A 13,858-nucleotide genomic window follows, 5' to 3' on the forward strand; every position below is an offset into this window, starting at 1 on the left:
CCATAAGAGATCACGCACATGGCAGTAACGATAGCCGCTAACGGATTAAGTATTGTTCACAAAGGTTCGGGTGGGGAGGCCAACGCTTCTGTTCCTGATGTTTGTTTAACAAAAGTCGGCAAACCTGTCGTGCCTATTCCTTATGGTAACAATGCAAAGTCCGCAGATTTGGCTGGTGGTTCAACTTCGGTGACGGCTGATGGTGGAAACAGTATTGCGCTCAAGGACAGTACCTTCGCTAAAAGTACCGGTGATGCCTCAGGCGATAAAAAAGGGGTGAGTTCAGGTACCATTGAGGCGGAGGCGAAGTTTGTTACCGCTTCAGCCAATGTCATTATTGAAGGGAAAGGTGTCGCCCGCCAAACCGATCAAATGACAATGAATAAGGCCAACACCATGTGTTTTGGTGTACAAAACCCTTCAGTGAGTGTTGATGAAGCCGAAGCAGAGACATCGGTATTAGGCGTCTCGGTGCGTTATCCAAATGGACAGCGCTTGACCAATGCTGCCTTTACCTTAGAGGACGAGCAAGGCGCAGTTCTCAGTTCTGCGGTTCTCGATAATGAAGGAAAAAGCGGGTCAGCAGAGCTCAAATCGGGTAAGGTCAAAGTTGTGCTAGAAGAAAGCCAAGATGACTTTATCGTGACGCCAGTCCGCAGAGAGAATTCCCACTTTGAGGAATCGATGCCAGATGATGATTTTTTCGATTTGGCAACAAAAGGAATTCGCGGTTTTTGGCAGCCAACTCGAATCGATACCATTGGTACGCCGTGGGGCAGTATTGGGCAGTGTTTGAGCGAAGATAAATTTTTTCAGGACATAGTAGAAACGGAAATCAAGCTGCATTTCACTCATATTCACCCTGAGAGTACCTATGACTTTAGTAAAACCTGTGACGTTATCCTTGGCAATCTAAACCAGCCACTGCCTCATACGACAGAAGCACTATTGGCATACACTCTTCCCAATGTACTAGAAGAAGGCGAACTCCTCTCCGTGCTATTGAGGCTTGCCCCTCATGAAAATACTGACCGAATGCTTGCTTACATGCGAGGACGCGGAAAAGGCAACCCACAAACCTATCTAAGTGGCTATGACTGGCAAACTGCGAAGAAATCAGTGAATGATGAGCTCGATGCCTTACTGACGAAGATTAAAGATCGCGTTATCTTTTTGCGTGATGAAGCCAGCAAACTGCAATACGCTTATTTGTCGGAGGAGGTCTTCGATAAACACATTGATACGCTCAACGCTTATATGAAAGGCTTACCGGAGCTTATCTCTGGTGTTTTCGTTAAAATCGAAACCAAAGCTTCTATGTTGATGGCAAACACATCTAACGTGAAGGTCATCCAAGCGGCGGACAGCCTTCATACCACAGAAAACGGCACCATCACCGCAGTCGTCAATACCACCAAAACGGTCGATCTAGTTGAACCTTATCTTAACGAGGTCGCCGGTGTGATTGAAAATGTTCTGCCAATCTATCCCGTGCGTTATGGTTACGCGAACTTTTTTGATGAAATTTTGCCCGCGCAAACACCACCGACGTTACCTGAAATGGCCGCCGCATCCGGTTTAAACGAGACAGGTGGTTATCTTTTACGTTTGTTGCGTGAAGGGTGGATTTACATCAAAGAGGAAGAAGGGACCGCAGATAATCAACAAGTCCATATCTTCCGTTATGCTCAAACCGAGACCCCAACTGGCGTGATTGAAAAGTTTGAGAAATACTATTTCACCAATCAAGATAACGCCCAAGACGGGCTAACGCTTGATACTTCATCTGGGGCAACCTTTTATCCCTTTGCTTTTGTGACCGCAAATACTCAAAAAATCTCCATCGCTTACTCTGAGCACGAATGGGCCGCTGAAATCATTGATAAAATGAACGATGATCAAGAGTGGCGTGCTAAGGCGATGCAGCTGGTTGAGCTAGGGTCATCACAAACAGATTTCAGCCAAGAGGCGACACAAGAAAACCTCAGCGCCTTGGTGGAAGATTATCGCAGTAGCGATGAGAAGTGGTTGGCAGACAAAGACAGCGCGAAGCCAATGCCCCATGGGCTGGATCTTGTCACCACCACACTAAGTTATCACCTTGATGCTGAAGGCATTGTAGAAACCATGCAAAAAAGCCACAGCGAGCATAAAGACGGCATATTGGTGGCTTTGTTTGATCCGGTAGGCCGTCAGCGCGATATCTCCAAAGTTATCTCGAAAAATGTCGCTGAGCAACAAGCCTATGTCAATGTCAACCAATACCCTTTGACGATTGGACAGTACGCACAGTCATGTCTTGAAAGCGATATTCCAGAAGTTAAGAAAGCAGCAGAGGAAAACCTTGAATTAGGAGCCCTTGAGAAGTTTTTCACAGGTTATGAAGAAAAAACAATTACTCAAAGAAATCAACGTAAAAAACTACTTACTATAATGGACTACTTTGTAGCGGGTAAAGGCGCTGAAGATGAGATTGGCTCGCTCACTTGCTATCTAAGACACTACTTTGATATTCGTCAGCAAGGCATTATCGATCCTGCTGCTGAGATGGGTAAATTGCTGCTCCTTCTAGGGTCGCTTTTTGAAGGCGTAACCGCAAGTGAAGAAGGCATTGAAAACATGGATAGATGGGTTGGTGAAGCCTTTCATACAGAAGAGCTCACCCCATTAGATAAGGTGTGGGGAGTTTCTCTAAAGGCCATTCAGATCGTATTTCTTCAGCCCCAAGATCAAATAAATTGGCATCATGCTGTTCCTCCATTATTAACTTCGATAGGTAATTACTTGGCTCGTATACAAGCTGAGTTCACTTATGGCACTAAGTTACTGGGAAATTCTGGGTTAGAGTGCTTTTATAGAGCAACCTTACCATCATTATTTGATGCCTTATTAGGGGTTCGGTTTACGGGGAATCGACTCAACATGGCGCTCGATGACATCGAAAACTTAATCGATAAACAAACAGGTCAAAAAAGCTCAATCAAATCAAACGTGCACTTTGGCGAAAAGCTTCTCAATTGGACTGAAATGAAAGCAAACCAATCAGAGCAACGTATTTTTGAATTACTGGAAGCAGAGCCAACAGCATCAGCGCCTGAATGGCTCAAAAAGCTGGCCGATAGGCTCCCTACCAAAACACTTCTCCATTTCGCACAAGAAAGTGCAGGTTTAGGGCTGACCTATTGGTCGTATCAAGCAAATGTGAATACCATCAATGATCTTTTGGCTCAAACACAATTCGATACACTCGACCCCGTCAATGATGACAAAGAATATGCGTATCGTACGGTGAAAATGTTGTCCACGCTCGCGGCGATCACCGCAGACAGTATTACTCTCAGTCAGTACAGTGCTAAGGGAGTAAATATTGCAGCACGTGAAGCTGAGAGGGCGCTTCTTGCTCTTCAAAAGCAGTTACCGAATATGAGTAAGCAGTTAGCTGAAAAGCTCGGAGTGCGCAGTTTACAAGCTTACAGTCAGCGTTTAGATACGCGTCTATCGGCAGCGCCGATAAAAGGACTTGTTGCCGGTGCAAACGTGGCAATGTCATTTGTTTACTTCTGGGATGTTTTTACTAGTTATAGGTCAGGCAATAAACAAGCTTCTCTGGGCTATCTGACCGGTGGCGTTTCCAGTCTATTGGTTGCATTTTCGGCCGTCGGGGGGCCTGTTGGAGCCGTATTGCTCTTCGTTGGTCTTACAGGGCTTTTATTTAGCGCATATCAGATTGGCCGATATGGCAAAAATAGTTTTGAAAACTTGCTCTACAGCTCTTTCTGGGGAACAAGTGAGTATTACCCGTTTTGGAATGATTTTAAAAAGCAAGAAGACATTGATACTGTTCAAGAGAGGCTGGATGTTATCACCGCTGTGACATCCAATGACAACAAGGCTGTGACATCTGATAACATTAAGTACTTTGATGCGGCATTGAACATCGAGTCTCAGGAGTTTTTAAACTATTTTTACGCACCCAAACTCACTATCGTGGACAGCAGTATTCGTCCTTATGGCTCAGAGCCGTATCGATACAATCTCAGTTACGTATTCGTCTTGCCGGATTTTAAAATGAACGTATCTCAACTGCATGGCTCGATTTATCGTGAACTGGATGATACCAAATACGCGGCCTACTCAGTACCTGAGCCCGATAAGGCCATGACCGAAACCTTCAGGAGTGCGTTGGCGGCGGCATTTGAAGATAGGACGTTATGTATCGCCAAAGAAGACGGTCTGCATGTCACGGTTAATGTCGAGTTTTCGCATCCGGCTCGTCTGATCTGGTGTTACGAACCGACACCAAACACTGTGGTGCCAAAACGCTATTTAACTAACAGCGGCTACATAAGCACGAGTCAAATAGGCATGCTTGATGAAAAACCAAACACTACACCTTGGGGAAAATAATGAACCGCGGCTCTAGAGGAATATTCACAACAAAAGCGCAACCTTTTTCAAAGTGGTGGGCGCAATTTCGAGCAGAAGTGATCGTTGTTCCGATGAAAGACCCACTCGAACCTTGTATGAGGGTCAATGATAACCTGTTGACGTTAAGGACTGGCTACCATACTCGCCGCAATACCATTATCGTCCCATGGATGCTGATGCTAACCGTATTGACTCTGTATTTTATCTACGATTCTCGCTACCAATATGATTTTGAAGCTCACAAGGCTCAGGCTGCGCGTATGATTGACTTTCATCAAGAAAGGAGAACAGATTACGATAAGTGGGCTCAGAGAGCTGAAAAAGAAGGAAATAAAGAAAAAGCGATTAAGTTTAAACACTGGATTATAGAGGAAGAACAACAAATTCAAGCCTACAGTGTCTATTTTGAGCAAGACGGTGATGTGTCATTGTTTACACACATGAGAGCGCTTAAACAACTTGGAGAACTAGATCATTTCCTTTTCGGTATCGGCCTTTTTTCTTTCATGGGCGCTTTATCTTTAGGTTTGTGGTTGCTTTTCTTGTTGAAACCTCAAGACGCGGAAGTTTACTTTGATAGAAACCGGCAGATTGTCTATTCGTGGCGGCATGGAAGGGTTGGCGCAGCGTCATTTAACAAAATGGGGATATTAGAAAATCACCTTGGCTTAAATATCGTGTTGCAGTTTGAGAACAAAAAACAAACGGGCTATAGACCGATGGGGATCGTGGGCATTGATATCGGAAAGCTTTCTTTTCACCGAGAGAGTGATATGACTTACCCATTAGCTCAAATCTTAGCATTTATGGAGCATGGCAAAGAGGCGGTGATTACAGGTGAGTCATTTACAAGGGAGCCAGCAAAATACTTCTTACGCAAAGATAAAAAGCCGGATAACTTTGAACAACGTGTTGAAGCAGCCCTCGCAGCCCAAGATGACCTCGTTTCTCACTACCAAACAAATCGGGTAAAAGGTCATGCAATTTAGGGTTAATACTAGAGTTATAAGATGAAACGTCGATTTTGGTTTTTTAATACCAAAGTCCAGCCTTTTTCCAAGTGGTGGCAGGAATTTCGCTCCGAGGTTGCCGTTATTCCAATGGAAGATAAGGTGTTGAAGGTAAGGACGGGTTACCATAATCGGCGCAACTATTATATTGTTCCATGGATGCTGATGCTCTCTATTCTGGCAACTTACGTTACTGTTGAATCGTGGCCAGATTTCCCTATCTAGTCGAAGATGCTCATGAAACCATAGCACTTATGCAAGAATATCGAAGAACAGGGGATAGGCCATTTTATGATATTGATAAGATGGAAGCTTACCATCGAGCAATGCTCAATGAAGATGGTAGGGCAACCTTTTTCCCTTACAGGGGAGTCATTGAAATAACGTTATTCCCTCTGTCAACGCCAGCTTAAAATTGACCCACAAAATTTGCGCAGCCAAAAGTTCAGAGTTTATCAGCCAAACAAAAAGGGGCAACGAAGGCCCCTTGTGTCTTTGGATAACGCGGCTATCCAAGGCTCTGTGTGACTACTGGCTTAGTATGACGCTTGGCAATCCAGTAAGCTGCGACGCCCCAGAGTAACGTCAGTACCCAAAGTGCAGTCCAGTATTTAGCCACTTGCTGCCACGTTGCGCCCATTTGATTAAGCGCTAAGAAACCTTTAATTGCCCATGTGCTTGGGCTTAAATCTGCAAACCAAAGCAATGGAGCAGGAATAGCCTCAACAGGCCAAATAAATCCTGCTAGGAAGATTAAGGGCATTGAGCTCACCAGCACGACTAATGTCACCAGCTCACGCCTCGGTAGCAAGAAACCCAGCCATATACCTAAACCACAGCTGCTAAGTAAGAAAGGCAGCAAGAAACTAAGCAGTTCACTCGCGTTCGCAACATGGTTTACGTTCAAGCGCTCAAAGCTGAAGCCAAAATAGTAGGCGCTCAGCAGGTAGTAGATAGCGACAAAAACCAAGGTTCTTGCGAATAACAAAGCACTGGTAGGGACGTGTGACCAGTAGCCCCGGCCATGACGTTGTGTGCCCGTTTGTAAGCCTATTGCCATGAGCAATGTTTGTTGAAGGATCAAAACAAATACTGCTGGTACCACGTATTCAATGTAGCCCATGGTGGGGTTAAAGGTTGGTTTCAGGTTGAGTTTGATCGCTGAGTAATCGTGGCTTGCCTGACTTAATGGTACACCATCAATCACCATCTTGCTCACTTTTACCTCTGCACCCAGCGTACCGCCTGCTTGGGCCAAACCCTCGACAATCGTGCCATACACCAAAAAGTAAGAGGCATCACCGGCATAGGCCAAAGTCGGGCTGCGACCAAACATCAAATCTTTATAGAAGTGTTCTGGGATCACCAAGAAACCAGTAATCTCACGGTTTAAGAATGCTTGTTTTGCATCGGCGATGGTGTACAGGCGAGTCACTACTTTGACCTGGGGGGTAGCATCCACCATACGTTCAAGCTTTAAACTGGTTTGGCTACCGTCGAGATTCACCACCGCAATCGGCTGCTCCCTCGGGGTTTGTTGTGCGTACGGAAGAGGGTACAAAAATGAGTAAAATACCACGCCCCCAAACACGGTCAGTACCACGACAGGGTTGGTCATTACTGAGCGAAGTTCTGTTTTGATCAGTTGCCACAGTGTCATACTGCCTCCTGTGAAGTGTCAGCCTTATTATTCTCAGCTTTGGATACGTGATTTTGCAGAGCGGTGCGGCGATGCTTTGTCATGAGCATTGCCACCATTACTAGGGGGAGGATGTACCCAATCATAGGCCAAAGTGAGGCAATAGATTGCTCAGCACTTGCGCCGTAGCCAGCCTGATCCACTTGAACTTCTATGTAATGCGTTATAGGCAGTAAACCTCTCCATGCATGGGCGAGAGTATTCATGTCTGAAACCGGGAAGGTTATGCCCATAAACGCGAAACTCGGTGCTGTGAATGCACCAGCAAAACTCAGGGCACGTGCAGGGTCCATGGATAAGAAAAAGAACAATGCCCCCATAATGATACAAGCGATTGTCGTTACCAACTGTGCCAATAAGATCACGATGTAACTGCCTTCCATCGGCCAATCTAATACCACATAGAACCAGATCAGGAACAGCCCACCTTGCATCATAAATACGGGAATATATTGGCAAAGAATTTTGCTTAGTCGAGAGAAGGGGCGTTGGCCCAAGAATGCAAACTTGTTGTCGCCATTACCATACAAACGAAAATGTGCAGCGAGAATCAATATGGTACCGACCACGATACAGATCTGCCATATAGCAGGCACAACCGCTGTCACCAAGAACTGCGCGTAGTTGGTGTTACGGTTAAACAAGGCGGTGATTTGAGTTGAAACTGGCACTGCTTGACCAATGGCAGCGAGCGCTGTGGTATTGCCTTTTGCTAGATGCCCCATTGTTTCGATCTGAGCATTAAAATACCCTTGAGATTGTGCGACTGCCGAGTTGATCAACTTCGCCACCAAAATGTATTGGCTGTTGATGAAAACCGATAACTGCGGTTGACGGTGCGCGAGAATGTCTTGATCAAACTGAGGCGGAATCACGGCGTAAGCGTAGATATCGCCTTCAATCATGGCATTCTTGGCTTCTGTGGCACTGGCGTAGTGATAATCAACAGAAAGGGTAGAAGAGGCATCAAAGGACTGAATCATTTTGCGCGACAATGGGGAATGCTGCAAATCAACCACACCAATCGGGAGGTCTCTTGCAATGCCCGCGGAGAAAATACCCCACATGGTAACGGCCAACAATATCGGCACCCACGTTAAGCAAGAGAGCAACCACTTATCGTGCCGCAGGATTTGTCGTTGTGAGATTTGAATTGTCATAGCTATACCTAGGTGATTACAGCTCAACCACAAGGCTCATGCCCATTCGAAGTTCAGGCTCTGGTTGGATAGGGCGAGCTTCAACTTCGAAAGTACGAAGGTCAAACCCTTTCGAGGCGTCGGTTGCCCGCCATGTTGCAAAATCTCCCATGACAGCGATATGCGTCACTTTAAACTCAACGTCTTTGTCTAATGCGGGTAGGTAAGCTTTGAAGGTGTCGCCTTTAGTAAAGTGCTGGAGCAAATCTTCACGAACGTTAAGCGTCGCCCAAGAGTCTTGTGTATCGATCACAGTAACAACGGGAAAACCTTGAGGAGAAAGCTCTCCACTTTTCAGTAGTACTTGAGATACTTCACCATCAAACCAACTGTAGATCTTGGTATCTTGTGCGTACGCTTCTACTTCGGCGACGGCGCCTGCTGCCATACGCGCTTTCTCTGCTGCGGCAATTTTGGTTTCGCTACGGGCGCCTTCTTTCGCCATTTCGTACATCTGAAATGCTGCGCTTTCTGTGTATTTAGAAGCTTGCCATTGGGTCCTTGCTTCATCACGTTTTTGCTCTGCAACCACGCCATCTTTATACAAGTTGTTGACCCGTTGGTAGGTTTTTTCCATTAAATTCGCAGCGGATTTTGCTTTCAACCATTGGTCTTTAGCGGCTTGGATCTGTTGCTCACGGGCGCCTTTTTCTGCTTCTAATGCCAAGGCTCCGGCGGCTTTTTCACCGGCTTTCGCTTGCTCGAGTTTTGCTTCAATTTCTGGACTATGAAGAGTAAAAATTAATTGCCCTTTTTCAACGTTGTCGCCTTTACGCACCATGACCTCGTCGATACGGCCAGGGACTTTAGAAGAGATGCTGTATTGCTGTGCTTCAATCAAACCTTGTAAGCGAGCAGGTTCCGGCTGATACGCTCGGTAAAACTGATAGCCAACCCAAGAAGCGACACCCAAAGCACAAAGTGAAAGTAAAACGGGTTTTAAAGATTTTGCTGCCATGTCTTATTTTGCCTCTTTGGGTGTTGATGTTGGAACGTAAGCGGTGTTTTGGTACTGAGCGAAGCTGTTCATTTCGCTGCTCAGTGCTAACAGTTTGGTTAAAGATATCAGATAACGAAAACGTGCCGCCGATTGCTGTGTTTCCACACTTGCGACATAGAGTTGGGCGTCGACCACATCCAAAGATGAAGACAAGCCTTGAGTGAAGGCTTTCTCACGCAGACGAAGGTTCTCATTAGCCAGTGAAATACTGGAATCCAGACCTTGCACCTCATCAACGGCTTGTTGTGCTTCTAAATAGGTTTTTTGTACCAGAAGGGATAAGTCTTGTGTCGCTTGTGATTTCAGCGCGTCGACTTGGGTGACCATACTCTGTGCGGCTTTCACTTTTTCGCTGCGCCCTGTGGACTCCATCAGTGGGATATTTACGCCCACACCCACTAGCCAATCTGGTTTCATTTGGCTGGCAAGCGAGTCATCCTCGTACAGGCTATAGTCACCGTATAGATACACTTCTGGGTAGTATTTGCCTTTCTCTGCCTTGATTAAGTTGGATGCTTGCTTATGCTTGGCATCCAACAAATCTAAACCAGGGTAGGTCAGCAGGGTTTGGTCAACAAACGCGCTCAAGGGGGGCAAGCTACTATTGATAAACAAAGTCTCTGATGGCTCTACGATATCGTCTTGCGCCAAGATTTTGCTAAGCGCGGCTTGAGCAATACTTAGGTCACTCGTAGCTTTGCGTGTATCGACCTTAGCTTTGTCTAATGACGCCTCGGCTTGAAGGCGTTCAACACGGGCGATTTGGCCTTGTTCTTCCATCTTTATTGCAAAATCACGGTGTTTGATTAAACCTTTCTCGACTGCTTGGCGTGTGGCCAATACTTCTTTGGCTAGGACAACGGAGAAGTAGTATTTGGATAGATCTTCAAAGCGCGCTTGTTGCTCCATCGCGAGTTGGCTTTTGGCCTCGTCAGTTTTGCCTTCCGCTGCGGCTTGTGCTGCGTTGATTCGACCCCCGGTAAAAATCGGCCAGATGGCGCGAATGGAAGAAGAGAAGATATCACGTTCAGAAATGGTTGAAGTCGTATTTGACAAAGCACTGAAAATAGGTTGGAAAACAGGTGGAACACTAATGTGCTGCCCAGTACTGTCTAACAACTGCTGACCAGAAACGGTCACATCGGTATCTAAACGTGTGTAATTTGCGCCAAGAGTGACTTGTGGCAAATTGAGGTTATCGGTCGCACTTTGTTGGTATTCATAGCTTTCGACATTGGCTCGTTGTGCTTTGAGGGAATAGTTGTTCTGTAATAACAGATCCCAAGCATCAGTAAATGTGATAGGAGCCGAGTGACAAGCAAGAGATATCGAGCTGCTCAGAAGGCCCAAAATCCAGAATGTTCCGGTTTTTTTCATAGTGGTTGCTTTATTTTTAGAGTACCAACTCTAATATAGAGTATTCATCGGATGGTGTTAAGTGGTTAGAACAAAGAATTGTTGGAAAAATGTTGCGTATAGCTAGTCTGTGAATTTTCGGCACAAGTGTTAATGACAAATCGGCGGCAAACTGGTTTGTTAATTGTTCAAACTCTCGTGTCCTATTGATTTTTATAGTATAAGCTGGAAAATTTAATCGCGCCTCAATAAGGGTGAAATTTGCTGTGATCCTGTTCAAGGTTCAAGTGGCAATTTGTGTTTGATAATGAATAACATCAAAACATGTTTGAGCGAGAAAGAGAATAGGATGAGCTTTTGATATCTCACCTCGGCAATAAGTATGTGAAGTCAGGATGAAATGGGTGTGGCGCACGGAAATGCAGAATACAGGCACAAAAGTGACAGGGTAGCGCAATGTTGTTTGGATACACGACGGCACAAATGCAACCTACCACACATTACTCATGTAATGGATTGCAAATTCGAACAATCATTCCTCGGTCTAGAGCTTTTACTTGAATTGTTGCTGTCAAGATACGCAGTCTTTATTTTCAATTATTCAACAGCTTATGTCATTTTGTGTAAATTATTTAAACGTTTGCACTACCAAGTGTTGATGTAAATCAAATAGTCGTAGACAATACGTCCCCGTGTCGGAAATCTCATTCTTTCCGTGGAGTCCGAAATGGTACTCTAAAGACATGAGCGACCTGAATCCGACGTCATTATTGCAAGCTTAGCCTCATTAAAGCCTGAGTAAATGCCGATGTTTGGGTCTATAGGCCTTACCTATCAACGTAATAGGTAAGACCAATTTTCTATTTTGGGGTGCCATTGATAGGGTTGGCTCAATCCTTTAGCCGTATCCGGGCACACAATAAGTACCTCGTTTTTAAAGGGAAAGATGATGGTAATACCAGAAAACAGCAGCATCGTTATTTTTGGTGCTTCAGGTGATCTTACATATCGTAAGTTAATTCCTGCTCTATACCACCTCTATGCGAACAAACAGCTTCCAGAGAATTTTGCCATTCTTGGCGTTAGTCGCACTGAATACAGCGACGATTCTTACCGAGAAAAGCTGAAGAAATCGCTTCAGGAAATGGAGAAAACCGAGCCAGAAACGCTTAATGCATTTATCAACCACCTGCATTACCAAGCAATCAATACTTCTGACACACAAGATTACAGCAAGTTGGTGACTCGATTAGACCAACTTGCCGATAAGTACCAATTCGAACAGCGTAATACGCTTTTCTATCTTGCAACGCCACCAAGCCTTTACAGCGTGATCCCTGCGAGTCTTGCAGCACATGGTCTGAATAAGGAAGAAGATGGTTGGAAACGTCTGATCATTGAAAAGCCATTCGGTTATGATCTTGAATCAGCGCGCACGCTAGACAAAGAAATCCACGAACACTTCCAAGAACATCAGATTTACCGTATCGATCATTACCTTGGTAAAGAGACGGTTCAGAACCTGCTTGTCCTTCGTTTTTCTAACGCGATGTTTGAGCCGCTGTGGAACCGTAACTTCATTGATTACGTGGAAATCACAGGCGCGGAATTCTTAGGCGTAGAAGAGCGTGGTGGTTACTACGACGGCTCTGGTGCAGTGCGTGACATGTTCCAAAATCACCTGTTGCAAGTGCTAGCAATGGTAGGCATGGAGCCGCCAGCGCAGATCAATGCAGACGCCATGCGTGATGAGGTTGTAAAGGTGCTTCAGTGCCTTAAACCTCTGGATGAGAATGCTCTACGTAACGACCTTGTACTCGGTCAGTACACGGCATCGGACGTTCGTGGTCAGCACCTCCCGGGTTACCGTGAAGAAAACGGTGTAGCAGATGATTCTCGCACTGAGACATACATTGGTCTAAAAGCTTATATCAACAACTGGCGTTGGAATGGCGTGCCGTTCTACGTTCGTACAGGCAAGCGTCTACCGACTCGCGTCACCGAAGTGGTTATCCATTTTAAACAGACGCCACATCCGGTGTTTGGTCAAAACGCACCAGAGAACAAGTTGATTATTCGTATTCAACCAGACGAAGGCATCCAAATGAGCTTTGGTCTGAAAGAGCCGGGGGCAGGTTTTAAAGCGAAGGAAGTGAAGATGAACTTCCACTACGCTGATCTGCCAGAAACCCAAATGCTGACGGCTTATGAGCGTCTGCTTCTCGATGCCTTAAACGGGGATGCGACGCTATTTGCTCGTAGCGATGCGGTTGAAGCTTGTTGGAAATACGTGCAACCGATTTTAGATTTCAAGCAAGACCCACACGCGCTATTTGGTTACGCTTGTGGCACTTGGGGACCAAAAGAAGCGGACGTCTTGCTACAGCGAGCTAACCGCGCATGGCGTTTCCCTTGTAAAAACCTAACAGACACGGACTACTGCGAACTATGATCAACCACAAGATCTACCAAACAGCAGAGCAGGTAGTAGAAAGCCTTGCTAACGATATGAAAGCGTTTAGCGAAATGGGCCGACCTGTTCACATCTCTCTTTCTGGCGGCAGCACACCTAAAATGCTGTTTAAACTTCTGGCAACAGACGCTTATGCGACATCAATTCAGTGGCAAAACCTACACTTCTGGTGGGGTGATGAACGCTGTGTTGCGCCAGATGATGCGGAAAGCAACTATGGCGAGGCCAATGCGCTACTTTTTACGCAGGTAAAAATCCCTGCTGAGAACATCCACCGCATCCGTGGTGAAGAGGAGCCAAAAGCAGAAGCAGAGCGCTTTGCAAAAGAGATGAGCGATGTGATTCCAACTGAAAATGGCACCCCTGTGTTTGATTGGATCTTGCTTGGCGTTGGTGCAGATGGTCATACCGCATCACTGTTTCCTGGTCAGACAAATTACGATGATGAGAACCTATCCGTATTGGCTTCTCATCCTGAATCTGGTCAGATTCGCGTATCGAAGACGGCACGCGTGCTAGAAGCGGCGAAGCGCATCAGTTACTTAGTACTCGGTGCGGGTAAAGCAGACATTATCGAAGAGATAAATAGCTCACCAGCCCCTGTACTTCCATATCCGGCAGCAAAGATCCAAGCAAAAGCGGGTCTGACGGAATGGTATTTAGATTTAGACGCAGCGGCCAAAATCGCTTAAT

At 45.7% G+C, this 13,858-nt stretch carries 8 protein-coding genes; 4 read left to right on the plus strand and 4 right to left on the minus strand.

Going from position 1 to position 13,858, the window contains the following annotated elements; genetic code table 11:
• Window positions 1–18 precede the first annotated feature (18 nt).
• A complete protein-coding gene (locus AND4_RS03290) occupies window positions 19–4,407 on the plus strand; it encodes a PAAR-like domain-containing protein (RefSeq protein WP_009841482.1) in 4,389 nt (1,462 codons plus the stop codon).
• Window positions 4,408–4,499: 92 nt separating this feature from the next.
• The gene (locus tag AND4_RS03295; protein ID WP_241210238.1) at window positions 4,500–5,417 is read left to right on the plus strand and encodes a hypothetical protein; all 918 of its coding nucleotides are present in this window, start codon (window positions 4,500–4,502) and stop codon (window positions 5,415–5,417) included.
• 529 nt (window positions 5,418–5,946) lie between these two features.
• Here AND4_RS03295 and AND4_RS03305 read toward each other — a convergent pair.
• Genes AND4_RS03305 through AND4_RS03320 form a run of 4 tightly spaced genes read right to left on the minus strand, consistent with a single transcriptional unit; the run spans window position 5,947 to window position 10,713 of the window.
• Window positions 5,947–7,098, minus strand: coding sequence for an ABC transporter permease (locus AND4_RS03305; RefSeq protein ID WP_009841485.1), 1,152 nt, complete (start codon window positions 7,096–7,098; stop codon window positions 5,947–5,949).
• On the minus strand, window positions 7,095–8,297 hold the full coding sequence (locus tag AND4_RS03310) for an ABC transporter permease (RefSeq protein WP_009841486.1): 1,203 nt from the start codon (window positions 8,295–8,297) through the stop codon (window positions 7,095–7,097). Before AND4_RS03310 ends, AND4_RS03305 begins: the two co-directional genes overlap by 4 nt.
• A 16-nt stretch (window positions 8,298–8,313) precedes the next feature.
• Complete coding sequence (locus tag AND4_RS03315; protein ID WP_009841487.1) at window positions 8,314–9,294, minus strand: biotin/lipoyl-binding protein; 981 nt, start codon at window positions 9,292–9,294, stop codon at window positions 8,314–8,316.
• A 3-nt stretch (window positions 9,295–9,297) separates the two neighbouring features.
• Window positions 9,298–10,713: a TolC family protein gene (locus tag AND4_RS03320; RefSeq protein ID WP_009841488.1), complete on the minus strand. Its 1,416-nt coding sequence runs from the start codon at window positions 10,711–10,713 to the stop codon at window positions 9,298–9,300.
• 928 nt (window positions 10,714–11,641) lie between these two features.
• Between AND4_RS03320 and zwf the strand changes: the two genes are divergently transcribed.
• Window positions 11,642–13,144, plus strand: a complete 1,503-nt coding sequence (zwf, locus tag AND4_RS03325) for a glucose-6-phosphate dehydrogenase (protein WP_009841490.1) — start codon at window positions 11,642–11,644, stop codon at window positions 13,142–13,144.
• Window positions 13,141–13,857, plus strand: a complete 717-nt coding sequence (pgl, locus tag AND4_RS03330) for a 6-phosphogluconolactonase (RefSeq protein WP_009841491.1) — start codon at window positions 13,141–13,143, stop codon at window positions 13,855–13,857. Before zwf ends, pgl begins: the two co-directional genes overlap by 4 nt.
• Window position 13,858 lies beyond the last annotated feature (1 nt).

Origin of the sequence: Vibrio sp. AND4, from assembly GCF_000171815.1 — a bacterium.
Taxonomy (GTDB): domain Bacteria; phylum Pseudomonadota; class Gammaproteobacteria; order Enterobacterales; family Vibrionaceae; genus Vibrio.

Coding starts and splice junctions, on each gene's coding strand:
- AND4_RS03290 (WP_009841482.1), top strand. CDS start 19: ATGGCAGTAACGATAGCCGCTAACGGATTAAGTATTGTTCACAAAGGT.
- AND4_RS03295 (WP_241210238.1), top strand. CDS start 4,500: ATGAAAGACCCACTCGAACCTTGTATGAGGGTCAATGATAACCTGTTG.
- AND4_RS03305 (WP_009841485.1), bottom strand. CDS start 7,098: ATGACACTGTGGCAACTGATCAAAACAGAACTTCGCTCAGTAATGACC.
- AND4_RS03310 (WP_009841486.1), bottom strand. CDS start 8,297: ATGACAATTCAAATCTCACAACGACAAATCCTGCGGCACGATAAGTGG.
- AND4_RS03315 (WP_009841487.1), bottom strand. CDS start 9,294: ATGGCAGCAAAATCTTTAAAACCCGTTTTACTTTCACTTTGTGCTTTG.
- AND4_RS03320 (WP_009841488.1), bottom strand. CDS start 10,713: ATGAAAAAAACCGGAACATTCTGGATTTTGGGCCTTCTGAGCAGCTCG.
- zwf (WP_009841490.1), top strand. CDS start 11,642: ATGGTAATACCAGAAAACAGCAGCATCGTTATTTTTGGTGCTTCAGGT.
- pgl (WP_009841491.1), top strand. CDS start 13,141: ATGATCAACCACAAGATCTACCAAACAGCAGAGCAGGTAGTAGAAAGC.